Source organism: Pseudomonas sp. GW821-FHT09H03 (assembly GCF_059415945.1).
Genome location: NZ_JBWKOF010000003.1, coordinates 187,162 through 211,833, shown reverse-complemented (window position 1 = coordinate 211,833; position 24,672 = coordinate 187,162). Strand labels below are relative to the sequence as shown.

Here is a 24,672-nt window from a genome sequence, read left to right as displayed (position 1 = left end):
TCGATATAAGGAGCGCCAAAGGCCTTCTTAGCCTGGAGTAACTAAATGAGTACTGGCAAAGAGCATTTGGACGTAGAGGACGACTTCGCCGCCGCTGAAAGCGATGACACCGACCCGGTGGTTGAAGTAGCGAAAACGAACCTGAACAAACGCCGCACCATCGACAATCTGCTGGAGGAGCGCCGACTGCAAAAGCAATTGGCCGATTACGATTTTGATTTATGACACTTGAAAGCCTCCCCGCAACGGAGGCTTTTTACTTAATGCCCACCCCATAAAGTCGACCGCAGCCCCCTTCCCGGCCTTACCACGACGTCGTCACACCAGGCCGTTGCGCTGTGCCAGTTCAATCAGATCGACCAGGGAACGCGCGTTCAGCTTCAACAACAGGCGCGTTTTGTAGGTACTGACGGTCTTATTGCTGAGGAACATCCCATCGGCAATTTCTTTATTGGTCTTGCCTCTGGCCAATTGCTGCAAGACCATCATTTCCCGCCCCGACAAACGATCCACCATATCCGCTTCGCTGGCGTTTCCCAGACTGCAGCGCACGGTATGCAAGGCTTGATTCGGAAAGTAACTGTAGCCTGACAGGACTGCTTTTATGGCGCTGAGCAACTCGGTCAGATCCTGTTGCTTGCAAACATAGCCGGCAGCCCCCGACTGCATGCAGCGCATGGAAAAATGCCCCGGTGCCTGGGAAGTCAATATCAACACTTTTATCGGCATTGCGGTAGATGATAGTCGCGCGATGACTTCCAGACCATCGAGTTTGGGAATGCCAATATCTAATATCACAATATCCGGCAAAAGTTCGCGGGCCAGTTGTAAAGCATCCACTCCATTATCCGTTTCTCCAATGACTTCGTAGCCATGACGTTCCATCAGCATACGCACCGCAAGACGAATGACGGGGTGATCATCCACGATCAGCACTTTATTCATGGGCAAGTCCAATTTCGCTGTTCGAATTTTGAGAGCCAGCACAATAGCCTAGTCGTTTCACCCATGGCATGCCGCACCTCCCGGCCAGTCGCAGCGAGAGACGTTCCCTACAAACATTACGGATTTATCTTACAAAAAACCGTCAAGCGACCCCTGCTGAGAACTGGATTTCCTTGAACATCGACCGTTTCATGAAAATTTTTTGTATCTATTTACACCCAAAATTCTCGATAGCCAGACTCATAAACCTTGTGTGGATATTAGCTTCCTCCAAAATACTGAAAACCAATGAACACTACCACAATCAATACTCACATCAGAGTATTCACTCTCACTTGCGCGATCACGCTTAAAAGCAAGTAACTTATCAATACTCACGACAATGGCAGATCAGACAGAAAAAAACAGACGACAAAAGCACCGCACACGCAATACCGGCACCCATTGGCAAATCACATAATTACTAACGCAATTACTTTCGCAAACGCCCCTCCACACCGAGCCTTATTATAAACTCAAGGTGACCCAAACTTCAGAGAGCAAACAAACATGAAAAAATTTCAAAAAAAAATCACCAACCCAATGACCCTTATTGCGATGTTTGCGACACTTTCCGAAACTTCAGCAGCCGTTACCCTGCCTTTTCTCGACGACGACGAAAGAGATCTGTATGTCTGGTTCCTGATCAGTTTTCCGTTTTACCTGCTCTTGCTTTTCTTTGCCACACTAAACTTTAACTACCGCTCACTGTATGCCCCCTCGGACTTTGACGATGAAAAACACTTCGTCAAGGCAACGGACCACGCCGAGGACTCGGAGAACAACATCGCCAAGCGACAGTTTGGAGAATCGCTCTCGAGCACCTCGATGAATGGAGCGACTTCGGTCACATCGCCCTGCAATGCCCAAGGCCCGCCTGTGGAGATCGCCCTGGAGGCAACCCATTGCGCCCCGAACCACATCCAGTTGCCGGAAGAAGCGAAAGAGCTGCACATAGTTGACGTTCGCGGAACCAGCAAAAAAGCCGAGGTCAGCGAATTACTGGAGAGCATCCGGGTGCCACAGGATAAAGCGGCGCAGGTGATCATGTTTATCACATGTACCGAATCGGAGAATTTACTGAAGGCGAGTGTTCTTAAACACCTGAAACAGAAAACCAGAGGCAACACCACCTACCCCGTCGTGTACAACTTGTACTCACAACGACTGGCAGTTATCGACCCAGGCTGAAGGATAGGCACACGACAACCATGGCGGTTGAAGACCAATAAAAGTGCGAAAGCCTGAAAGGGCGAGCAGGCAGGAACAGGATCGCAATGGCAGACACAGAGCCCCCATTTCGGATGTGTGGCCTCGCAACGAGGCCACACACTCCATCACGACTTCAAAGGTCTCAGAACAGCTTGCGGCCTTTGTTTGCAGCAATGCGCATGCGCAGGGCGTTGAGCTTGATGAAGCCCGCAGCGTCCGCCTGGTTGTAGGCACCGCCGTCTTCCTCGAAGGTCGCGATGTTGGCGTCGAACAACGACTCATCGGATTTGCGACCTGTAACGATCACATTGCCCTTGTATAGCTTCAGGCGCACAACACCATTCACGTGGGCCTGGGAGGCATCGATCATCTGTTGCAACATCAGACGCTCAGGGCTCCACCAGTAACCGGTGTAGATCAGGCTGGCGTACTTTGGCATCAGCTCATCTTTGAGGTGAGCCACTTCACGGTCCAGGGTGATGGACTCGATCGCACGGTGGGCACGCAGCATGATAGTGCCGCCTGGAGTTTCGTAGCAGCCCCGGGACTTCATGCCAACGTAACGGTTCTCGACGATGTCGAGGCGGCCGATACCATGTTCGCCACCGATACGGTTCAGCGTTGCCAGCACGGTAGCCGGAGTCATCTCGACGCCGTCCAGCGCAACGATGTCGCCGTTACGGTAGGTCAGTTCCAGGTACTGCGGCTTGTCTGGTGCGTTTTCCGGGGAAACGGTCCAGCGCCACATGTCTTCTTCGTGCTCGGTCCAGGTGTCTTCCAGCACGCCGCCTTCATAGGAGATGTGCAGCAGGTTGGCATCCATCGAGTACGGGGATTTTTTCTTGCCGTGACGCTCGATCGGGATCGCGTGCTTCTCGGCATAGTCCATCAGCTTCTCGCGGGACAGCAGGTCCCACTCACGCCAAGGGGCGATCACCTTTACACCAGGCTTAAGGGCATAGGCGCCAAGTTCGAAGCGAACCTGATCGTTACCTTTGCCCGTGGCGCCATGGGAAATGGCGTCAGCGCCGGTTTCGTTGGCGATTTCGATCAGGCGCTTGGCGATCAACGGACGAGCGATGGAAGTACCCAACAGGTACTCGCCTTCGTAAACGGTGTTGGCGCGGAACATCGGGAAAACGAAATCGCGCACGAACTCTTCGCGCAAGTCGTCGATGTAGATCTCTTTGACGCCCATGGCCTGAGCCTTGGCGCGTGCAGGTTCGACCTCTTCGCCCTGACCCAGGTCAGCGGTGAAAGTCACCACTTCACAGTTATAAGTATCCTGCAGCCACTTGAGGATCACCGAAGTGTCCAGGCCGCCGGAATACGCCAGAACGACCTTGTTTACGTCCGCCATGCCATCACTCCACGGGGTTCTACGGAAAGCCGGGCAGTCTACCGCTCATGCAGAATAATTTACAGTGGCGCGACAGCTTATGACGACGAAGCGACAGATTATGTCGAGCTGGCGACGAAAAAACAGCATCAAGACGCTGAAGCGGTGGTCGCCGAGGCGGTGGTTTCCGGGGCCGGTTTTTCAATCGGGGCTACCCGCGCAAGGTGTACATTGACCCGGCGATTCTGCGCCCGGTGGGCATTGCTGTTGTTCGGAGCCAATGGATAGCGCTCGCCATGAAAACGCAAGGTAATCTGCGACTCCTGGATGCCGTTGGCCTTGAAGAAGTCCATGACCGCCAGGGCCCGACGCCGTGACAGGTCACGATTGGTAAGGCGGTTGCCGCCGTTATCGGAATGGCCGTCGAGCTCGATGTGATTAACCGTCGGATCGGCCTTCATGTACTCCACCATCACTTGCAGTCTGCCTTTCGCTGCGGCATCCAGTTCAATCCCGCCACCGGGAAAGCCCACAGCGGATCGCTTCACCTGTTCGAAATTCTGAGGCAACAGCTTGGCCACACAGCCTTGGTAATCAGCAAAGGCCTTGGTGAACCTGACCGGCAACAAGCGGACTTCCGACACCCGACCATCACCCGAAGTGTGCCGGACCACCGGACTGCGGCCGTCGATCAGGCCGCTGATCAGACGCCCGGCCTGAGCCTGCGAGCTGTTGAACAGCACATCGCCGCTGCCAACTCTCACCGTACCCAGATTGATATCGCCACGCCCCGGCTGCCATGGCGCAGCTGCTGCCAGCAAAGTCGCTGAACCGCCGCCGATCATCGGGTTGTAGGCTTTCAGACGAAATGTCGCCTGCTCGCCGGCGCGACGCACGAACTCGCCCGCCCCGAAATCGGCGACCGGCTGAGCCAGGCGGCATTCGAACTTGTCCCCTTCGACCCGCCACTCAATGCTTTCCAGAGGTGTCTGGAAAGTCAGCGCCATCGCGGGAAGGCTGGCAAACACACTGAGCAAGGCAAAATAACGCTGGCGCACGGCAGGCTCCACTGGCTTCAACTACTGAAAGACCGACATTACGGCATACCTGTTGGATATCGGACGCTTGCCACAAAACTTGATAGCGAGTGCCTGCAAGAGTCTTTTCCGGTAGCATTCCCCTGAGTTTGACCCGCCTGGAATCCCCTCATGTCCGACCGCCTGACCCTGCTGCGTCCCGACGACTGGCATATTCATCTTCGCGATGGTGCCGTGTTGACCAATACCGTCGCGGATGTCGCGCGCACCTTTGGTCGCGCCATCATCATGCCCAACCTGGTACCACCGGTGCGCAATGCGGCCGAAGCCGACGGCTATCGCCAGCGGATTCTCGCTGCCCGCCCGGCCGGCAGCCCGTTCGAACCCTTGATGGTCCTTTATCTGACCGATCGCACCCAGCCAGAAGAAATTCGCGAGGCCAAGGCCAGCGGATTCGTGCATGCCGCCAAACTGTACCCGGCCGGCGCGACCACCAACTCGGACTCTGGCGTTACCAGCATCGACAAGATCTTCCCTGCGCTGGAAGCCATGGCCGAAGTTGGAATGCCGCTGTTGATCCACGGTGAAGTCACCCGCGGCGATGTCGACGTGTTCGACCGCGAAAAAATCTTCATTGATGAGCACATGCGCCGTGTGGTCGAGCGTTTCCCGACGCTCAAAGTGGTGTTCGAACACATCACCACCGCTGACGCCGTGCAGTTCGTCAATTCGGCTTCGGCCAACGTCGGCGCGACCATCACCGCTCATCACCTGCTGTACAACCGCAACCACATGCTGGTGGGCGGGATTCGGCCGCACTTCTATTGCTTGCCGATCCTCAAGCGCAATACCCACCAGGAAGCCCTGCTCGACGCCGCCACCAGCGGCAGCGAGAAGTTCTTCCTCGGCACCGACTCGGCGCCCCACGCCCAGCATGCCAAGGAAGCCGCTTGCGGATGTGCCGGCTGCTACACCGCCTATGCGGCGATCGAGATGTATGCCGAAGCCTTTGAACAGCGCAATGCACTGGACAAGCTCGAAGCCTTCGCCAGCCTCAACGGCCCGCGCTTCTATGGCCTGCCGGCCAACACCGATCGCATCACCCTGGTCCGTGAAGAATGGACCGCCCCTACCAGCCTGCCGTTTGGCGAGCTGACCGTTATCCCGCTGCGCGCCGGTGAAAAACTGCGCTGGCGCCTGCTGGAGGAACACGCGTGAGTGAAGATCATTTCGACGACGAACAGGAAGGTCAAGGCGGTGGAGGTGGCTCGCGCCATCCAATGGCTGCCAGGTTCCGTGGCTACCTGCCGGTTGTCGTCGACGTAGAAACCGGTGGTTTCAACTCCGCCACCGACGCCCTGCTGGAAATCGCCGCGACCACCATCGCCATGGACGAAAAGGGCTTTGTTTACCCTGATCACACCTACTTCTTCCGGGTCGAGCCGTTCGAAGGCGCGAATATTGAAGCGGCAGCCCTGGAGTTCACCGGGATCAAGCTCGATCACCCACTGCGCATGGCGGTGAGTGAAGAATCGGCCCTGAACGATATCTTCCGCGGCGTGCGCAAGGCCCTCAAGGCCAATGGCTGCAAACGGGCGATTCTGGTCGGGCACAACAGCAGCTTCGACCTGGGCTTCCTCAATGCCGCCGTCGCGCGTCTGGACATGAAGCGCAATCCGTTCCATCCGTTCTCCAGTTTCGATACTGCAACCCTCGCCGGCCTGGCGTACGGCCAAACCGTGCTGGCCAAGGCTTGCCAGGCAGCGGATATCGACTTCGACGGTCGGGAGGCGCACTCGGCGCGCTACGACACCGAGAAGACGGCCGAGCTGTTCTGCGGCATCGTCAATCGCTGGAAACAAATGGGCGGCTGGGAAGACTTCGACGATTGAGGGTTTTCTCTGTAGGAGCCTGCTCGCTCCTACAGGGGCCTGAAACCCGCCCATAAAAACCGGCCACGAAGGCCGGTTTTTTTTACCCGCAACGCGCCTTACAGTGCGGCAGCGTGCTCGGTCAGGTAAGCAGCAACGCCTTCTGGCGAAGCGTTCATGCCCTTGTCGCCTTTTTTCCAGTTGGCAGGGCAGACTTCGCCGTGCTCTTCGTGGAATTGCAGAGCGTCGACCAGACGCAGCAGCTCTTCCATGTTACGGCCCAGTGGCAGGTCGTTGATGATCTGCGAGCGGACAACGCCTTTATCGTCGATCAGGAATGCGCCACGGAACGCTACGCCGTCAGCGGACTGAACGTCGTAAGCCTTCATGATTTCCTGCTTGATGTCGGCAGCCATGGTGTAACGAACCGCGCCGATACCACCATCGTTTACCGGGGTGTTGCGCCAGGCGTTGTGGGTGAAGTGCGAGTCGATCGACACAGCGACCACTTCAACGTTGCGCGCCTTGAATTCAGACATGCGGTTGTCCAGAGCGATCAGCTCGGACGGGCAAACGAAGGTGAAGTCCAGCGGGTAGAAGAACACCAGGCCGTATTTGCCTTTGATAGCCGAGGACAGGGTGAAGCTGTCAACGATTTCGCCATTGCCGAGTACGGCCGGTACGGTGAAGTCAGGGGCTTGTTTGCCTACGAGTACGCTCATTGGATATCTCCTGGTGAAAAAGCGTTGAAGAAAAAGGTTCATATCAGCCTGCCACCCTCAGGCGACAGCCCTGTGACACGAACCCATTTCGAAAAGACCGGTCATCATACACTGCGTTTTTGGCCTGTCCGTAACGGTTTCTCCCGTAGGTGTAAAAAAGGACGAAGGGTATTTCGGTTGACGGCGCGTCACTGGCCAACCGTTCGTCAGGCCTGTCAAAAACCCTTCTCAAAGCACTTTGACAATCATTCTCGTTAACATTAAGATCCATCGCAATCGAGACATAAACCAGCGACGGTCTTCCCTTATGTATGTTTGCCTCTGCACTGGCGTTACCGACGGACAAATCCGCGATGCGATCTATGAAGGATGCTGCAGCTACAAGGAAGTCCGGGCTGCCACCGGCGTCGCCAGTCAATGCGGCAAATGTGCCTGCCTGGCCAAGGAAGTGGTTCGCGAGACCCTGACCAAACTGCAAACGGCCCAGGCTGCGATTCCTTTTCCCGTAGAATTTACCGCTGCATAAATAACCTCTTTCAAAGAACCGGACTTATGTCCGGTTTTTTTATGCCTGAAAATCAATTACTTATGCTTTAGACGCGGAACAAAAACATTCTTATTCCGATTAATTTTCACTTAAGTTTCAATAAGTTACGTTTGACACTAAGAACTACCGGGCTCAAACTCTACTTTATAGTCAGCTAATAAAGGACAGGACCCCACCATGAAAGGCGACGTTACAGTCATCCAGCATCTCAACAAGATCCTTGCCAATGAGCTGGTCGCGATCAATCAGTACTTCCTGCATGCGCGCATGTATGAAGACTGGGGCCTGAACAAGCTCGGCAAGCACGAATACCACGAATCCATCGACGAGATGAAGCACGCGGACAAGCTGATCAAGCGCATTCTGTTCCTTGAAGGCCTGCCGAATGTCCAGGACCTGGGCAAGCTGCACATCGGCGAACACACCAAGGAAATGCTTGAGTGCGACCTGCGTATCGAACGCACCGGTCACGCTGATCTCAAAGTGGCCATCGCCCATTGCGAAACCGTCGGCGACTTCGGTAGCCGCGAACTGCTCGAGGACATCCTTGAGTCCGAAGAAGAACATATCGACTGGCTGGAAACCCAATTGGGCCTGATCGATAAAATCGGTCTTGAGAACTACCTGCAATCGCAGATGGGTGACGACGAGTAAATTCTCTCGATGCAACAAAAAAACCCCGCCCTCTTTCGAGTGGCGGGGGTTTTTATGCCTTGCTGCCTTCTGTAGGAGCTAGCCAGCTCGCGATGGGCGTAAACGATAACGCGGGGAGTCTGGTTCCCCGCGGCGCTCTTTAGTCCATCGCGAGCCTGCTCGCTCCTACAAAAAGCGAATCAGGCTTCGGACTTGTTGGCAGCAGCAGCTTCAACAGCAGCCTTGATGGTGGTCTGCAACGAACCGTCTGCAGCCATCTCGGTCATGATGTCGCTACCACCAACCAGCTCGCCACCGACCCACAGCTGTGGAAAGGTTGGCCAGTTGGCGTATTTTGGCAGGTTGGCGCGGATTTCCGGGTTCTGCAGGATGTCCACGTACGCAAACTTTTCGCCACATGCCATCACGGCCTGCGCGGCTTTCGCGGAAAAGCCACACTGCGGGGCATTCGGCGAGCCTTTCATGTAAAGCAGAATGGTGTTGTTGGCAATCTGCTCTTTAATCGTTTCGATGATATCCATGGAGCACCTCGGCTGAACTTTCCGACTCACGGGTCGGCACGGTGGCGCATTGTAACGGAAAGCCGAGCACCCTGCTCGGTCTCTCCGTCAGACTGATTCAGGCCGCCGCCACGGTCACCGGCACGCCATTGAGCGCCGCGTTTCCCGACAACTCATCGAGTTGACACTCGTCGGTCAAGTCATTGGCGCTGGAGCCTGGCTGTCCGCTGGCGATGCTCATTTGCACACCCGGACGCGCATGGCCCCAGCCGTGCGGCAGGCTGACCACTCCCTTCATCATATCCGGGCTGCCCAGCACTTCAACTTCAATCACGCCGACCCGCGAGCTGACCCGCACCCGCTGCCCGTCGCTGAGCCCGCGACTGGCCAGATCATCCGGATGCATCAGCAACTGGTGGCGCGGCTTGCCCTTCACCAGGCGGTGATAGTTGTGCATCCACGAGTTGTTACTGCGTACATGGCGACGGCCGATCATCAGCAACTCATCGGCAGCCGGCGCCTGCAAGGTCGCAAAGCGGGCCAGGTCGGCGAGAATCTCGGCGGGGGCAGCCTGGACGCGCTGGTTGGCAGTTTTCAAGCGTGGAGCGAGGTTAGGCTTGAGCGCTCCAAGATCTACGCCATGAGGGTGATCGAACAAGGTTGCCAATGAAAGCCGGTGCTGCGAAGCATCGCCATAAAGCCCCATGCGCAAACCGCGATCGATCATCTGCGCCGGCGCCATGGTCGGTTTCAGCTCCTTGCCGGTTCGTGCGGCGAACGCCTTGGCCAGGCCGACGAAAATCTCCCAGTCGTGCAACGCGCCCACTGGCTTGGGAAGAATCGCGCGGTTGAAGCGGCTGACGTTACGCACCGCAAACATATTGAACGTGGTGTCGTAATGATCGTTCTCCAGAGCGGAGGTGGACGGCAGGATCAGGTCCGCGTAACGCGTGGTTTCGTTAATGTACAGGTCGATGCTGAGCATGAACTCCAGACCATCGAGCGCTTGCTCCAACTGTCGACCATTGGGTGTAGACAGCACCGGATTGCCCGCCACGGTAATCAGCGCCCTGACCTGCCCTTCCCCCTCTGTAAGCATCTCTTCGGCCAGTGCCGACACCGGTAACTCGCCCGCATATTCCGGACGCCCGGACACCCGGCTCTGCCACAGATTGAAATGCCCCCCCGAAGTCGATGCCACCAGATCCACTGCCGGCTCGGTGCACAACGCACCACCCACTCGATCGAGATTGCCGGTGACCAGATTGATCAACTGCACCACCCAGTGGCACAACGTACCAAATGCCTGGGTCGAGACGCCCATGCGGCCGTAGCACACGGCCGTCGGTGCCGCGGCGAAATCTCGCGCCAACTGCCGAATCTGTTCGGCCGGTACTGCGCACAGCGGGCTCATGGCTTCGGCGGTGAACGTCGCGACAGCCTCGCGCACTGTATCCAGGCCGTCCACCGGCAGATGACTTTCGCGGGTCAGGCCCTCGGCGAACAAGGTATTGAGCAGCCCGAACAACAACGCCGCATCGCCGCCGGGGCGCACGAACAGATGCTGATCGGCGATCGCTGCCGTTTCACTGCGGCGCGGATCGACCACCACCACTTTGCCGCCACGGGCCTGAATCGCCTTCAGGCGTTTTTCCACATCCGGCACGGTCATGATGCTGCCATTGGAGGCCAGCGGATTGCCGCCGAGGATTAACATGAAGTCGGTGTGATCAATGTCCGGGATCGGCAGCAGCAAGCCATGGCCGTACATCAAATGGCTGGTCAAGTGATGCGGCAACTGGTCGACCGAGGTGGCGGAAAAGCGGTTGCGCGTTTTCAACAGACCGAGAAAGTAATTGCTGTGGGTCATCAGCCCATAGTTGTGCACGCTCGGGTTGCCCTGATAGACCGCCACGGCATTTTGCCCGTGACGCTCCTGAATTTGTGCCAGGCGTTCGGCGACGAGCTTGAAGGCATCCTCCCACTCGATCGGTTGCCATTCATTCCCCACCCGCTGCATCGGCTGATGCAAGCGATCCGGATCATTCTGTATGTCTTGCAGGGCAACAGCCTTGGGACAGATGTGTCCACGACTGAACGTATCCAGCAGATCGCCCTTGATCGAGGTGATCTGCCGGTTGCCGTCTTCGGCCTCGGTGGTCTCGATGGTCAGGCCGCAAATGGCTTCACACAAATGGCATGCACGGTGATGGAGAGTCTTGGTCATGGCCAGTCTCTGTCTTGTCTTGGGCGGGCAATGGCGGCCGCGGAAACAAAACTATGGCGCCAGACCCGCCCCCACGCCAGCGACGTTTGTCTTGTGAATCGGCGGTTATCAGGCCAGCCGATGGCTACCCGGGATCAGTTCGAAGGCAACCTGGGCGGCATGTGCAACGGGATTGCCTTGAGGGGTTCGATCGGCTCGTGAGGACCATGTACCCCGGTCAATTCGCCAATCAGTCGCCAGTGCTCGTCGAGCCCGGCACTGATGGTCGCCATGCGGTCCACCATATGGCGACCGGCAGCCCGGGTTACCTCGTCTTCACTGCGCAGCAATTCGAACGACATCGTCGTCACCGATGCAGTGAGGTGGGTCAACGAGCGTGCGGTGAGGCCCAGTAGTTCCATCAACAGCTGTTCTTTGGATTCCATCAGGAGGCTTCCTGCGTCGCTCGATGTTTATTTATAACCCAGCACTTTGCATTAGCAAATATTTCAGGGCGGCGACAGACGGTCGAGCCTGCCGAACCCCGGGGTCAAATAACCACCGCAACCGGCTCTTCCCCGCGCCGCTTGATTGCCAAGCCCCGCGAAGCCAGTGTACAAATGCCTGGTTGCTATCAGGAAACAGGCTTCAAAGCGCTACCGCGGTGATCCCGTAGCCCCTCTGAAATTCCCTAAAAACTGTAGCCCTATTGGTAAGACGCGACATTTAATTATAAGATCGCGCCTTCCCCTATTTCGTCGCCCCGTGCGGCTTACGCCGCAGGTCTCGCCCGTTGTTCCGTTAAACAAGGCTTTGAGCATCTGCGGTTTGTAGCAAAAAGGTAGTCAATGATGAGCGCAAGGCACTTTCTCTCCCTGATGGATTGCACGCCCGAAGAGCTGGTCAGCGTGATCCGCCGAGGCGTTGAGCTCAAGGACTTGCGCAACCGCGGCGTGCTGTTCGAGCCCCTGAAGAACCGTGTACTGGGGATGATTTTCGAGAAGGCTTCGACCCGCACCCGCATTTCGTTCGAAGCCGGCATGATCCAGCTTGGCGGCCAGGCAATCTTCCTGTCGCCCCGTGATACCCAGCTGGGCCGTGGCGAGCCGATCGGCGACTGCGCGATTGTCATGTCGAGCATGCTCGATGCGGTAATGATCCGGACCTTTGCCCACAGCAACCTGACCGAGTTCGCCGCCAATTCCCGCGTACCTGTGATCAACGGCCTGTCCGATGACCTGCACCCGTGCCAGTTGCTGGCAGACATGCAGACGTTCCTCGAACACCGCGGTTCGATCCAGGGCAAGACCGTGGCCTGGATCGGCGACGGCAACAACATGTGCAACAGCTATATAGAAGCGGCGATCCAGTTCGACTTCCAGTTGCGCGTGGCCTGCCCGGAAGGCTACGAACCCAATCCGCTGTTCCTGGCCAAGGCGGGCGACCGTGTCACTGTCGTGCGCGATCCAAAGGATGCCGTACGTGGCGCCCATCTGGTGAGCACCGACGTCTGGACCTCCATGGGCCAGGAAGAGGAAACCGCCAAGCGTCTCAAGTTGTTCGCACCGTACCAGGTCAACCGAGCCCTGCTCGATCTGGCCGCAGAAGATGTCCTGTTCATGCATTGCCTGCCTGCGCACCGTGGCGAAGAGATCAGCGTCGACCTGCTCGACGACAAGCGCTCGGTGGCCTGGGATCAAGCCGAAAACCGCCTGCATGCACAAAAGGCCCTGCTCGAATTTCTCGTCGAGCCTGCGTATCACCACGCATGAGCCAGACTTTACTGCTCAACCTGCGCAATCTCGCGTGCGGCTACCAGGACCTGCGCGTCGTACAGAACCTCAATCTGCACTTGAACGCAGGCGACATCGGTTGCCTGCTGGGGTCCTCGGGGTGTGGCAAGACCACCACCCTGCGGGCGATTGCCGGTTTCGAGCCCGTGCACGAAGGTGAAATCCAGCTGGCGGGCGAGACCATCTCCCGCGCCGGCTTCACCCTGGCCCCGGAAAAACGTCGCATCGGCATGGTGTTTCAGGACTACGCTCTGTTTCCGCACTTGAGCGTGGCCGAGAACATCGCCTTCGGTATTCGCAAGCACCCGCAAAAAGAGCGCATCACCGAAGAGTTACTGGAACTGGTCAACCTGAAAGGCTTGGGCAAACGCTTTGCCCATGAGCTTTCGGGCGGCCAGCAGCAACGTGTTGCACTGGCTCGGGCGCTGGCACCGGAGCCGCAATTGCTGCTGCTTGATGAGCCCTTCTCCAACCTCGACGGCGAACTGCGACGCAAGCTCAGCCATGAGGTACGCGACATTCTCAAGGCCCGTGGCACCAGCGCCATTCTGGTAACCCACGACCAGGAAGAAGCCTTCGCTGTCAGCGATCACGTTGGCGTGTTCAAGGAAGGCCGCCTGGAGCAGTGGGATACGCCCTACAACCTCTATCACGAACCGCTGACGCCGTACGTGGCCAGTTTCATTGGCCAGGGCTACTTCATTCGCGGCCAGTTGAGCAGCCCGGAGTCGGTGCAGACTGAACTGGGTGAGTTGCGCGGCAATCGTGCCTATACCTGGCCGGTGGGCGGTGCCGTGGACGTGTTGCTGCGCCCGGACGACATCGTCTATGCGCCGGACAGCGGCCTGAAGGCGCGAATTGCCGGCAAGACATTCCAGGGGGCATCGACCCTGTATCGATTGCAACTGCCTACCGGCGCGCAACTAGAGTCGATTTTCCCCAGCCATGTCGATCATCGGGTCGGGGTGGATGTCGGCATTCGTGTTGCAGCCGAACATCTGGTGCTGTTCCAGGCGTCCGGCAGTACCGCTGCGCAGATTCCCGCGGTTGAATCAGGTGTACGCCGTTACAGCGCAGCCAACTGAAACAATGCCAATCCCTGCAGGAGTACGCCTGTTCGCGATAGCGTAGATCAGCCAACATCTCAGTTGCATCTGATACCGTCATCGCGAGCAGGCTCGCTCCTACAGTCGTTTTGCGTCAGCCCAACATCAGCGTTCCACGCGCCACCAACGTCGCGTTCCCGCCAATCTTCACCCGTTCCCCTTCCAGCCTGCAGAACAGCTCGCCACCGCGCGCAGAACGCTGATAAGCCGTCAGCTGCGACTTGCCCAGCCGGTTCGCCCAGTACGGAATCAGCAGGCAATGGGTCGACCCCGTCACGGGGTCTTCATTGATACCAATCGCCGGAGCGAAGTAGCGAGAAACGAAATCGTGCTGCTTGCCCCGGGCTGTGACAATCGCGCCCAGCCACGGCAGTTTCGCCAGGGCAGCCATGTCTGGCTGGCAATCGAGCACGGCCTGCTCGGACTCCAGCACTACAAACAACTCATTGGAATTGAGCACTTCAACGGCTTTCACCCCGAGCGCACGCTCGACGTCCAGGGTCTCGGCTAATTCCGTCTGCAAGATGGCCGGGAAGTCCAACCATAACCGCCCGCCCTCGCGGGTCACGCTCAGGGGGCCGGACTTGCTGGTGAAGTCCAGGCGCTCGACCGGCTCTTTATAGACTTCAAACAGCACATACGCGCTGGCCAGCGTCGCATGCCCGCACAACGGCACTTCAGTCGTCGGGGTAAACCAGCGGATGTGCCAGCCCTGCCCTTCGCGTACCACGAAGGCGGTTTCAGCGAGATTGTGTTCACCGGCAATTTTCTGCATCAGTTCATCGGCGAGCCAGGCATTGAGCCGATACACCATGGCCGGGTTGCCACTGAACGGCCGATCACTGAATGCATCGACCTGATGAAATTCAAGCTGCATAACCTTCTCCCCTTGTCTGATCACCCAGCATGCTATGCCCGGCAAACCGGCACCAGTGACAGAGCAGCCTGATTTTCACCTTACAGCACGCCTTAAGCGCGGCCGATATCGGCAAATTTCGCCTGGGTATGTTCGGCCAGCACGGCCGGTGCCAACTCAACTTCCAGCCCGCGCCGACCTGCACTGACAAAAATGCTGGCAAAAGGCTGAGCCGAATTGTCGATGAAGGTGCGCAGGCGTTTCTTCTGGCCCAACGGACTGATCCCCCCCAACAGATAACCCGTGGACCGCTGGGCAGCGGCCGGGTCGGCCATTTCGGCTTTTTTCACCCCGGCTGCATGGGCCAGCCCTTTCAAATCCAGGGTTCCAGCCACCGGCACGACCGCCACCAACAGCTCGCCTTTCTCGCTGGCCGCCAGTAGCGTCTTGAACACCTGCGCCGGGGCGAGGCCGAGTTTTTCCGCGGCCTCCAGCCCATAGGAGGCGGCCTTGGGGTCATGTTCGTAACTGTGCACGCGGTGTTCGGCCCGAACCTTTTTCAACAAATCCAATGCGGGGGTCATGACAGCTCCAGACTGGGGCAGCAGAAGAAAAATCCTGTGCCGGATTCTAGGACATTGATCAGTAAAAGGCTCTATAGCGCCCCTGAATCCGCAGCCTGCCAAGGGCTTCAATCCTCAACACTCGAGAAAAACGTGGACCCCGGAGATTCGTTCATCCATGCGACGAATAGTTTCTTCATGCCCAATAGTTCACTTTCGACCTTTGACAGCAGTGTTTCTTGTCTATATTTTTTCGTTTCTGAAAACCATACAAATTACGCATTGCAGCACCCAGCATCAATCCGGGACCAGGATGGGGATCCTGCCCCGGTAAAAAACGCGCTTTGACCATGATGGAAAGCAGCGCCAGACAACAAAAAGAATTGAGGTTTCAATGACAACGGCTTTACAACAACCGTCACTCTCGAGCCAATGCATGGCCGAGTTCCTGGGTACTGCGCTGCTGATATTTTTCGGTACAGGCTGCGTTGCCGCGCTCAAGGTCGCGGGTGCCAGTTTCGGCTTGTGGGAAATCAGTATTATCTGGGGCATCGGTGTGAGCATGGCGATCTACTTGACCGCCGGAGTTTCCGGGGCTCATCTGAACCCTGCCGTGAGTATTGCCCTGAGCATTTTCGCTGACTTCGAAAAGCGCAAACTGCCTTTCTACATCATTGCCCAAGTGGCCGGTGCCTTCTGCGGCGCAATGTTGGTTTACACGCTCTACAGCAATCTATTCTTCGATTTCGAACAAACCCACCATATGGTTCGTGGCACGCAGGCCAGCCTCGAATTGGCCTCGGTGTTCTCCACTTTTCCCAACCCTGCGCTGTCCACCGCCCAGGCTTTCCTGGTCGAGGTGATCATTACCGCCATCCTGATGGGCGTGATCATGTCCCTGACCGACGATAACAACGGCTTGCCCAAAGGCCCATTGGCACCCCTGTTGATCGGCCTGCTGATTGCGGTGATCGGCAGTTCGATGGGGCCACTGACCGGTTTCGCGATGAACCCCGCGCGCGACTTCGGCCCCAAGCTGATGACTTTCCTTGCCGGCTGGGGTGAAATTTCCTTCACTGGCGGACGCGACATTCCGTATTTCCTGATTCCGGTTTTTGCACCGATTGTCGGTGCCTGCCTCGGCGCTGCCGCCTATCGCGGGCTGATTGCCCGTCATCTGCCCAGCGCCATACCTGCTACAAAGGATGCATCTACGGCCATTGACGGCAAACCACGAACTTCTTGATACCGTTGGCGCATGATCCTGCCCATTCGAGCACGCGCCAGACTTCACTCCCTTATTCGTCCAAGGCAATCGACATGACCGACACCCAGAATAAGAACTACATCATTGCCCTCGATCAGGGTACGACCAGCTCCCGCGCGATCATTTTCGACCGCGATGCGAACGTGGTCAGCACCGCCCAACGGGAATTCGCACAGCATTACCCGCAAGCCGGCTGGGTCGAACACGACCCGATGGAAATCTTCGCCACCCAGAGTGCCGTCATGGTCGAAGCCCTGGCACAAGCCGGCCTGCATCATGACCAGGTGGCTGCAATCGGCATCACCAACCAGCGCGAAACCACCGTGGTCTGGGACAAGAACACCGGTCGCCCGATCTACAATGCGATCGTCTGGCAATGCCGGCGCAGCACGGAAATCTGCCAACAGCTCAAGCGCGACGGCCATGAGCAGTACATCAGCGATACCACGGGCCTTGTCACCGACCCGTACTTCTCCGGCACCAAGCTCAAGTGGATCCTAGACAATGTCGAAGGCAGCCGCGAACGCGCGCGCAACGGTGAACTGCTGTTCGGCACCGTCGACAGCTGGCTGATCTGGAAATTCAGCGGCGGCAAGGTGCATGTCACCGATTACACCAACGCCTCGCGCACCATGCTCTTCAACATCCACACCCTGGAGTGGGACGCGAAGATGCTGGAGCTACTGGATATACCGCGGGAGATGCTGCCGCAGGTGAAGCCCTCGTCGCAAATCTATGGCCACACCAAAAGCGGCATCGCCATCGGCGGTATCGCCGGTGACCAGCAAGCCGCCCTGTTCGGCCAGATGTGCGTTGAGCCTGGCCAGGCGAAAAACACCTACGGCACCGGCTGCTTCCTGCTGATGAATACCGGCGACAAAGCCGTGAAGTCCAGTCACGGCATGCTCACCACCATCGCTTGCGGCCCGCGTGGCGAGGTGGCTTATGCCCTGGAAGGCGCCGTATTCAATGGCGGCTCCACGGTGCAGTGGCTGCGCGATGAACTGAAAATCATCAACGACGCCCACGACACCGAATACTTTGCCAACAAGGTCAAGGACAGCAACGGCGTGTACCTGGTGCCGGCGTTTACCGGGCTGGGCGCGCCGTACTGGGATCCGTATGCCCGTGGCGCATTGTTCGGCCTGACCCGTGGCGTACGCGTGGACCACATCATTCGTGCCGCGCTGGAGTCGATTGCCTACCAGACCCGCGACGTGCTTGACGCCATGCAGCAAGACTCCGGCGAACGCCTCAAGGCCCTGCGCGTGGACGGCGGCGCGGTAGCGAACAATTTCCTCATGCAGTTCCAGGCCGACATTCTCGGCACCCAGGTCGAGCGTCCGCAAATGCGTGAAACCACGGCACTCGGCGCCGCCTACCTGGCAGGCTTGGCCTGTGGCTTCTGGGGCAGCCTGGAAGAACTGCGTGGCAAGGCAGTCATCGAGCGCCAGTTCGAGCCGACCCTTGAGGAAGCCGCGAAGGAAAAACTCTACGCAGGCTGGAAAAAAGCGGTCAGCCGGACCCGCGACTGGGAGCCCCACGAAAGTGCTGAATAAGTCCGCCTGAGAACTTGTAAAGGCTTGTAACTGGTAGGGAGCGGATTCCTGCGGCATCATGGGCAAATTTTGCTCGGCAGCCCAAAGGAAGCCCCATGAATCTGCCTCCCCGTCAGCAGCAAATCCTCGAACTGGTCCGCGAGCGCGGCTATGTCAGCATCGAGGAAATGGCCACGCTGTTCGTTGTTACACCGCAGACCATCCGCCGCGATATCAATCAGCTCGCGGAAGCCAATTTGTTGCGTCGCTACCACGGCGGCGCCGCCTACGACTCCAGTGTCGAGAACACCGCCTACGCCATGCGCGCCGATCAGATGCGCGATGAAAAGCAGCGTATTGGCGAAGCCATTGCCGCGCAGATTCCCGACCATGCCTCGCTGTTCATCAACATCGGCACCACGACCGAGTCGATTGCCCGGGCCCTGCTCAACCACAGCCACCTGAAGATCATCACCAACAACCTGCACGTGGCCTCGATGCTCAGCGCCAAGGACGACTTCGATGTGCTGCTGACCGGGGGCAACGTGCGCCGCGATGGTGGCGTGGTCGGCCAGGCCAGTGTCGATTTCATCAACCAGTTCAAGGTCGACTTCGCCCTGGTCGGTATCAGCGGCATCGACGAAGACGGCAGCCTGCTGGACTTCGACTATCAGGAAGTGCGGGTGTCCCAGGCGATCATTGCCAACGCCCGACAGGTGATCCTGGCGGCGGATTCCAGCAAGTTCGGGCGCAACGCCATGATTCGCCTGGGCCCGATCAGCCTGGTTGATTGCCTGGTCACCGATCAGCAGCCTTCGCCGGCATTGGCGCAGTTGTTGACGCAACACAAGATTCGCCTGGAAGTCGTTTAAGCCCCCCCCAGATCTTCGGCGCCTGTTGCGCCGCCTTCGCGGGCAAGCCCGCTCCCACCTTAGGTGTTGTGTCGATCACAAAACCTGTGAACACAATTGAACACTGTGGGAGCGAGCTTGCTTGCGAAGGCGATCGTGCATACAGAATCACTCTTGCACCTTAACGCGCATCAAAATGTTCGTAAATTTTCCTTTAAGCCTCCTTCGATGAGTATTCTCAATCGAAACGGACTGGTTGCGCGCGTCTTTATCGGCTAATATTTTCGAATATGAACATCCATGTTCGAATTCAAATACAGAAAATCAAAAAGCCCGAGGCCTTGCCGATGCCCACTTCTACCCTGCCTACGCCCCCACTCGCCGAGGTCTACGATATTGCCGTGATCGGTGGCGGGATCAATGGCGTGGGCATCGCAGCGGATGCCGCGGGCCGCGGGCTTTCGGTGTTCCTTTGCGAAAAGGATGATCTGGCCAGTCACACTTCGTCGGCCAGCAGCAAACTGATCCACGGCGGCCTGCGCTACCTGGAACATTACGAATTCCGCCTGGTACGCGAAGCCCTGGCCGAACGTGAAGTGCTGCTGACCAAGGCGCCGCACATCGTCAAGCAGATGCGCTTCGTGCTGCCCCACCGGCCACACCTGCGTCCGGCCTGGATGATCCGCGCCGGCCTGTTCCTTTACGACAACCTGGGCAAACGGGAACAACTGGAAGGCTCGAAAAGCCTGAAGTTCGGCCCGGACAGCGCGTTGAAAAGCGAAATCACCAAAGGTTTCGAATACTCCGATTGCTGGGTGGACGACGCGCGCCTGGTGGTCCTGAACGCCATGGCGGCCCGGGAAAAAGGCGCCCACGTTCACACCCAGACCCGCTGCGTCAGCGCTCGGCGCGCCAAGGGCCTGTGGCACCTGCACCTGGAGCGCGCCGACGGCAGCCTGTTTTCCATCCGCGCCAAGGCGCTGGTCAACGCCGCCGGCCCCTGGGTCGCAAAATTCATCCGCGACGACCTGAAAATGGAGTCGCCATACGGCATCCGCCTGATCCAGGGCAGCCATCTGATCGTGCCGAAACTCTATGAAGGCGAACACGCACACATCCTGCAAAACGAAGATCAGCGCATTGTGTTCACCATTCCGTACCTGAATCATTTCACCCTGATCGGTACCACCGACCGCGAGTACACCGGCGATCCGGCGAAGGTGGCCATCACGGACGGCGAAACCGAATACCTGTTGAATGTGGTCAATGCCCACTTCAAAAAACAGATCGGTCGCGAAGACATCCTGCACAGCTATTCCGGCGTGCGGCCGCTGTGCAATGACGAGTCCGACAACCCGTCAGCGGTCACCCGCGATTACACCCTGGCGCTGTCGGGTTCTGACGAAGAAGCGCCGTTGCTGTCGGTATTCGGTGGCAAGCTGACCACCTACCGCAAGCTGGCCGAGTCGGCGCTGGCGCAACTGGCTCCGTACTTCAAGCACATGCAGCCTAGCTGGACCGCTACTGCCACACTGCCGGGCGGTGAAGACATGACCACCCCGCAGGCCTTGAGCTCGCGCATCCGTGACCGGTTCGACTGGGTCCCGACGGAAATCGCCCGCCGCTGGGCCACCACCTACGGCAGCCGCACCTGGCGCATGCTCGAAGGCGTACAAGACCTCGGCGACCTGGGCGAGCACATCGGCGGCGGTCTCTACACCCGCGAAATCGATTACCTGTGCAGTGAAGAGTGGGCAAGCAGCGCCCACGACATCCTGTGGCGCCGTAGCAAGCTCGGGTTATTCACCACGGCAGCGGAGCAGGACAAGCTCAAGGACTACCTGAACAAGGTCGAACAGAACCGCAGCAAGATCGAAGCGGCCTGATTGATCATTGGAATAAACGAAAGCCCCTGAACCTCACGATTCAGGGGCTTTTTCGATTTACCAACTTCAGTCGCGCAGGTCTGACTCGTGAATAGGCTGCTCACGATGGGTCGCCCGCTGATATTGCGCCGGCCAGACGGCCTTGCGCCCACCCAGATCATCGTCCGCGTGCAATGCCCAATATGGATCGCGTAACAACTCTCGAGCCAGGAAGATGATATCCGCCTGGCAGGTGCGCAAAATATGCTCGGCCTGGGCCGGCTCGGTGATCATGCCGACCGTGCCGGTGGCGATGCCTGACTCCTTGCGCACACGCTCGGCGAAGCGGGTCTGGTAACCGGGCCCTATGGGGATTTCGGCATTTGCCGCCGTCCCGCCCGACGAGACGTCGATCAGGTCCACGCCGAGATCTTTCAGACGACGGGCCAGTTCCACGGTTTCATCCGGGTTCCAGCCATCCTCTACCCAGTCGGTGGCCGAGACACGAACGAACACCGGCAACTCCTCAGGCCACACCGCACGCACCGCTGCGGTCACCTCCAGCACCAGCCGAATGCGATTTTCGAACGAGCCACCGTATTGGTCACGCCGCTGATTACTCAACGGTGAAAGAAACTGATGCAGCAGGTACCCATGGGCAGCGTGGACTTCGACCACTTTGAAACCTGCGGTCAGGGCGCGCCTGGCGGAATCGACAAAGGCTTGAACCACCTCGGCGATCTCGCCTTCATCCAGTTTGCGCGGTTGGGTGTGCTGCGGGTCGAACGCTATCGGGGACGGACCGACTGGAGTCCAGCCGCCCTCATCCGGCTTCACACTGCCATGCTTGCCCAGCCACGGCCGATAGGTGCTGGCCTTGCGCCCGGCATGCGCCAGTTGAATGCCGGCTACAGCGCCCTGAGCGGCGATGAAGCGGGTGATGCGCTGCAAGGGTTCGATCTGTTCATCATTCCACAGGCCGAGGTCCTGGGCGGTAATGCGCCCGTCGGCGGTGACCGCCGTGGCTTCGGTAAATACCAGCCCGGCCCCGCCGACCGCACGGCTGCCGAGATGGACCAGGTGCCAGTCATTGGCCAGGCCGTCGACACTGGAATACTGGCACATCGGTGATACCGCGATGCGGTTAAGCAGGGTCAATTGGCGAAGGGTATAGGGTTCAAGCAGCAGACTCATGGGGCACCTCTCGTATCAGTGGGCAGGCTCCAGGTTCTGTTTGAATAGTCGACGAGTGACAGGAAAGAGGTACAACACCCGCCCCCGCGGGCAAAAAATTCGACAAGACGTCACAAGGCCAATCAAGCAGTGATTAGAGCCTAGTCGACAACCGGGGTTGTGGGAGGGTTCAAGAATTGAAACAACTCTTCAAGCTCAGATCTTGTGGCAAGCCCCCTCGCCACAAAAGGTGTGCAGCGGCCTATCGAGGTTCGATGTGGGCAATCATCAACTGCACCGTCTCATTGCCACGAAACTCATTCAGGTCGAGCTTGTAGGCCAGTTCCACCCACTTGATCGTCGGATTCGGCCAGATATCGCGGTCGATACCGAAAGCGATGCCATCGAGCTTCACCGAACCGCATTCGCTGCGCAGCACGACTTTGAGATGGCGCTCGCCGACGACACGCTGCTCGACCAACTGAAACACCCCGTGAAACAGCGGCTCGGGGAAGTGCTGCCCCCACGGGCCGGCGTGGCGCAGGGCGCGGGCCAGCTCCAGGTGAAACTCCTCCACCGCCAGGGTGCCGTCAGACAGCAGGCGCCCGGTCAGGTCTTCTTCGCGCAGTTGCCGGCGCACCTCGGCGTCAAAGGCCTCGGCGAACAACGGAAAATTCTCTTGCCGCAGCGTCAGCCCGGCGGCCATCGCATGGCCACCGTACTTGGTGATCAGATCTGGATGTTGTGCCGCAACCACGCTCAGGGCGTCGCGAATATGAAACCCCTGGACCGAGCGCCCCGACCCCTTGAGCAGGCCATCACCAGCATCGGCAAAGGCGATGGTCGGACGGAAATACCGTTCTTTCATACGCGAGGCGAGGATGCCGATGACACCCTGGTGCCACTCGGGATCGAACAGGCACAAACCGAACGGCATCGATTCCACCGGCAAATCCTTGAGCTGCGCCAGCGCTTCACGCTGCATGCCCTGCTCGATGGATTTGCGGTCCTGGTTCATGCCGTCCAGCTGTGCCGCCATTTCACCGGCGGTCGCCGCATCGTCGGTCAGCAGACACTCGATGCCTAGGCTCATGTCATCCAGACGCCCCGCCGCGTTCAGGCGCGGGCCGACAATGAAACCCAGGTCGGTGGAGGTGATTCGCGCGTGATCACGCTTGGCCACTTCAAGAATCGCCTTGATACCCGGCCGGGCGCGCCCGGCGCGAATCCGCTCCAGGCCCTGATGCACCAGGATCCGGTTGTTGGCATCCAGCGGCACCACGTCGGCGACGCTGCCCAGCGCCACCAGATCCAGCAGTTCACCGATATTCGGCTGTGGTTTGCTCACGTACCAACCCAACTCGCGCAACCGCGCACGCAGGGCCATCAGTACATAGAAAATCACCCCGACGCCGGCCAGAGCCTTGCTCGGGAAAGCGCAACCGGGCTGGTTCGGGTTGACGATGGCATCGGCCAGCGGCAGTTCATCACCGGGCAAGTGGTGATCGGTGACGAGCACCTTGAGCCCGGCTTTTTTCGCCGCCGCCACGCCTTCGACGCTGGAGATGCCGTTGTCCACGGTGATCAGCAATTGCGGATCGCGGGTCAGCGCAACCTCGACGATTTCCGGGGTCAGGCCATAGCCGTAATCGAAGCGATTGGGCACCAGGTAATCGACATGCGCCGCACCCAGCAGACGCAGGCCCAACGTACCCACGGTACTGGCCGTTGCGCCATCGGCGTCAAAGTCGCCGACAATCAGAATCCGTTGGCGCTGCTCGAGTGCCGTCACCAACAAGTCCACGGCGGCATCGATGCCCTTGAGCTGCTGGAACGGAATCAGCCGCGCCAGGCTCTTGTCCAGCTCAGCCTCCGATTGCACGCCCCGCGCTGCGTACAGGCGGGTCAACAGCGGCGGAATATCACCGAGAAATGGCAGGGTGTCGGGCAGCTGGCGAGGTTCAATGCGCATGGGGTGACAGGTGCTTCTCTTCAATACGTAGGATAAAACCGGATGACGCTGTGCAACGGCGAAAAATCAGCCGCGCTCACCGGCCAGCCACTGCAACTGGACTTCGTGCTGACCACGGTCGTCGGTGACGAAAATCGTCCCTTCGCTGATCATCACATCCCACTTGATCACGCGCGGCATGTCTTTGGCCAGGGTCTCCAGGACTTCCTGAGGCACAGCGGCAATGTTGACGTTTTTCAGATTCTTTACTGCCGGAACTACTTTGCCTTCCCAGACGCGCAGGCTGCCATAGGCCAGCAGGCTGGTGCGTTCAGTGCGACGCGAACACCAGGTCAGGCGCTCGGCGTCAGGCTGGCCTACTTCGATCCAGTGCAGCACGCGGTCATCCAGGCTTTTTTCCCACAGGGCCGGCTCGTCCACTTCTGACAGACCGCGGCCGAACGACAACTGCTCGTTGTACCAGAGGGCGTAGGCCAGCAGGCGCACGGTCATGCGCTCTTCGGTTTCCGAAGGGTGGCGGGCGATGGTCTGTTTGACGCTCTCATAGACGCTGCGGTCAAGGTCGGTGAGGTTCAGTTCAAACTTGTAGGTCGTGGACGGCTGGGCCATGAACGGG

Annotated in this window: 24 protein-coding genes; 12 read left to right on the top strand and 12 right to left on the bottom strand. The window is 58.5% G+C overall.

Going from position 1 to position 24,672, the window contains the following annotated elements; translation table 11 throughout:
• Window positions 1-45 precede the first annotated feature (45 nt).
• Window positions 46-225, top strand: a complete 180-nt coding sequence (locus AC07OG_RS05845; protein WP_495066445.1) for a PA3496 family putative envelope integrity protein — start codon at window positions 46-48, stop codon at window positions 223-225.
• Between the two features lie 93 nt (window positions 226-318).
• On the opposite strand, the gene AC07OG_RS05840 is transcribed toward AC07OG_RS05845, so the two are convergent.
• Window positions 319-945, bottom strand: coding sequence for a response regulator transcription factor (locus AC07OG_RS05840; RefSeq protein WP_060539563.1), 627 nt, complete (start codon window positions 943-945; stop codon window positions 319-321).
• Between the two features lie 549 nt (window positions 946-1,494).
• Here AC07OG_RS05840 and AC07OG_RS05835 point away from each other — a divergent pair.
• The gene (locus AC07OG_RS05835) at window positions 1,495-2,175 is read left to right on the top strand and encodes a hypothetical protein (protein ID WP_495066444.1); all 681 of its coding nucleotides are present in this window, start codon (window positions 1,495-1,497) and stop codon (window positions 2,173-2,175) included.
• A 163-nt stretch (window positions 2,176-2,338) separates the two neighbouring features.
• Here AC07OG_RS05835 and AC07OG_RS05830 read toward each other — a convergent pair whose 3' ends face one another.
• On the bottom strand, window positions 2,339-3,556 hold the full coding sequence (locus AC07OG_RS05830; RefSeq protein ID WP_007938916.1) for an argininosuccinate synthase: 1,218 nt from the start codon (window positions 3,554-3,556) through the stop codon (window positions 2,339-2,341).
• 128 nt (window positions 3,557-3,684) lie between these two features.
• Window positions 3,685-4,593 (bottom strand): flagellar protein MotY, encoded by a 909-nt coding sequence (locus AC07OG_RS05825; RefSeq protein WP_495066443.1) that lies wholly within the window; start codon window positions 4,591-4,593, stop codon window positions 3,685-3,687.
• Window positions 4,594-4,743: 150 nt separating this feature from the next.
• Here AC07OG_RS05825 and pyrC point away from each other — a divergent pair, with 150 nt between their 5' ends.
• Window positions 4,744-5,790 carry a dihydroorotase gene (pyrC, locus tag AC07OG_RS05820; protein ID WP_020799892.1) on the top strand — a complete coding sequence of 349 codons (1,047 nt, stop codon included), beginning with the start codon at window positions 4,744-4,746 and terminating at the stop codon, window positions 5,788-5,790.
• Window positions 5,787-6,464 (top strand): ribonuclease T, encoded by a 678-nt coding sequence (rnt, locus tag AC07OG_RS05815; RefSeq protein WP_053155142.1) that lies wholly within the window; start codon window positions 5,787-5,789, stop codon window positions 6,462-6,464. The genes pyrC and rnt overlap by 4 nt, the downstream gene beginning before the upstream one ends.
• Before the next feature lie 98 nt (window positions 6,465-6,562).
• Here rnt and AC07OG_RS05810 read toward each other — a convergent pair whose 3' ends face one another.
• A complete protein-coding gene (locus AC07OG_RS05810; protein ID WP_008057532.1) occupies window positions 6,563-7,165 on the bottom strand; it encodes a peroxiredoxin in 603 nt (200 codons plus the stop codon).
• 307 nt (window positions 7,166-7,472) lie between these two features.
• Between AC07OG_RS05810 and AC07OG_RS05805 the strand changes: the two genes are divergently transcribed.
• Both AC07OG_RS05805 and bfr read left to right on the top strand, forming a co-directional pair.
• Complete coding sequence (locus AC07OG_RS05805) at window positions 7,473-7,691, top strand: bacterioferritin-associated ferredoxin (protein WP_060539558.1); 219 nt, start codon at window positions 7,473-7,475, stop codon at window positions 7,689-7,691.
• A 198-nt stretch (window positions 7,692-7,889) separates the two neighbouring features.
• A complete protein-coding gene (gene bfr / locus AC07OG_RS05800) occupies window positions 7,890-8,366 on the top strand; it encodes a bacterioferritin (protein WP_060539557.1) in 477 nt (158 codons plus the stop codon).
• 179 nt (window positions 8,367-8,545) lie between these two features.
• Here the strand turns inward: bfr and grxD are convergent, their stop codons facing one another.
• The 3 genes from grxD to plzR form a co-directional block, all read right to left on the bottom strand.
• Window positions 8,546-8,887, bottom strand: a complete 342-nt coding sequence (gene grxD / locus AC07OG_RS05795) for a Grx4 family monothiol glutaredoxin (protein ID WP_034149018.1) — start codon at window positions 8,885-8,887, stop codon at window positions 8,546-8,548.
• A 97-nt stretch (window positions 8,888-8,984) separates the two neighbouring features.
• Complete coding sequence (locus AC07OG_RS05790; protein WP_495066442.1) at window positions 8,985-11,093, bottom strand: molybdopterin oxidoreductase family protein; 2,109 nt, start codon at window positions 11,091-11,093, stop codon at window positions 8,985-8,987.
• A gap of 134 nt (window positions 11,094-11,227) precedes the next feature.
• Entirely contained in the window at window positions 11,228-11,518 is a 291-nt protein-coding gene (gene plzR, locus AC07OG_RS05785) for a PlzR type 4 pili assembly inhibitor (protein ID WP_060539555.1), read from the bottom strand.
• Window positions 11,519-11,923: 405 nt separating this feature from the next.
• On the opposite strand from plzR, the gene argF reads away from it, so the two are divergent.
• Both argF and AC07OG_RS05775 read left to right on the top strand, forming a co-directional pair.
• Window positions 11,924-12,844, top strand: coding sequence for an ornithine carbamoyltransferase (gene argF / locus AC07OG_RS05780; protein ID WP_060539554.1), 921 nt, complete (start codon window positions 11,924-11,926; stop codon window positions 12,842-12,844).
• A complete protein-coding gene (locus tag AC07OG_RS05775; protein ID WP_495066441.1) occupies window positions 12,841-13,950 on the top strand; it encodes an ABC transporter ATP-binding protein in 1,110 nt (369 codons plus the stop codon). The genes argF and AC07OG_RS05775 overlap by 4 nt, the downstream gene beginning before the upstream one ends.
• 115 nt (window positions 13,951-14,065) lie before the next feature.
• On the opposite strand, the gene AC07OG_RS05770 is transcribed toward AC07OG_RS05775, so the two are convergent.
• Both AC07OG_RS05770 and ybaK read right to left on the bottom strand, forming a co-directional pair.
• Complete coding sequence (locus AC07OG_RS05770; RefSeq protein ID WP_495066440.1) at window positions 14,066-14,848, bottom strand: PhzF family phenazine biosynthesis protein; 783 nt, start codon at window positions 14,846-14,848, stop codon at window positions 14,066-14,068.
• A gap of 92 nt (window positions 14,849-14,940) precedes the next feature.
• Window positions 14,941-15,411: a Cys-tRNA(Pro) deacylase gene (ybaK, locus tag AC07OG_RS05765; RefSeq protein WP_060539551.1), complete on the bottom strand. Its 471-nt coding sequence runs from the start codon at window positions 15,409-15,411 to the stop codon at window positions 14,941-14,943.
• Between the two features lie 373 nt (window positions 15,412-15,784).
• Between ybaK and AC07OG_RS05760 the strand changes: the two genes are divergently transcribed.
• From AC07OG_RS05760 to glpD, 4 genes are all read left to right on the top strand, one after another.
• The gene (locus AC07OG_RS05760; RefSeq protein WP_060539550.1) at window positions 15,785-16,636 is read left to right on the top strand and encodes an MIP/aquaporin family protein; all 852 of its coding nucleotides are present in this window, start codon (window positions 15,785-15,787) and stop codon (window positions 16,634-16,636) included.
• A 74-nt stretch (window positions 16,637-16,710) separates the two neighbouring features.
• A complete protein-coding gene (glpK, locus tag AC07OG_RS05755; RefSeq protein ID WP_495066439.1) occupies window positions 16,711-18,216 on the top strand; it encodes a glycerol kinase GlpK in 1,506 nt (501 codons plus the stop codon).
• Between the two features lie 95 nt (window positions 18,217-18,311).
• A complete protein-coding gene (locus AC07OG_RS05750) occupies window positions 18,312-19,067 on the top strand; it encodes a DeoR/GlpR family transcriptional regulator (RefSeq protein WP_060539548.1) in 756 nt (251 codons plus the stop codon).
• Window positions 19,068-19,393: 326 nt separating this feature from the next.
• Complete coding sequence (gene glpD / locus AC07OG_RS05745) at window positions 19,394-20,932, top strand: glycerol-3-phosphate dehydrogenase (protein WP_495066438.1); 1,539 nt, start codon at window positions 19,394-19,396, stop codon at window positions 20,930-20,932.
• Window positions 20,933-20,998: 66 nt separating this feature from the next.
• Here glpD and AC07OG_RS05740 read toward each other — a convergent pair whose 3' ends face one another.
• The 3 genes from AC07OG_RS05740 to AC07OG_RS05730 form a co-directional block, all read right to left on the bottom strand.
• Window positions 20,999-22,105 (bottom strand): NADH:flavin oxidoreductase/NADH oxidase, encoded by a 1,107-nt coding sequence (locus AC07OG_RS05740; protein ID WP_495066437.1) that lies wholly within the window; start codon window positions 22,103-22,105, stop codon window positions 20,999-21,001.
• Window positions 22,106-22,346: 241 nt separating this feature from the next.
• Complete coding sequence (recJ, locus tag AC07OG_RS05735) at window positions 22,347-24,056, bottom strand: single-stranded-DNA-specific exonuclease RecJ (RefSeq protein ID WP_495066436.1); 1,710 nt, start codon at window positions 24,054-24,056, stop codon at window positions 22,347-22,349.
• A 66-nt stretch (window positions 24,057-24,122) separates the two neighbouring features.
• Window positions 24,123-24,665, bottom strand: coding sequence for a YaeQ family protein (locus AC07OG_RS05730; RefSeq protein ID WP_007971297.1), 543 nt, complete (start codon window positions 24,663-24,665; stop codon window positions 24,123-24,125).
• Window positions 24,666-24,672: the final 7 nt, after the last annotated feature.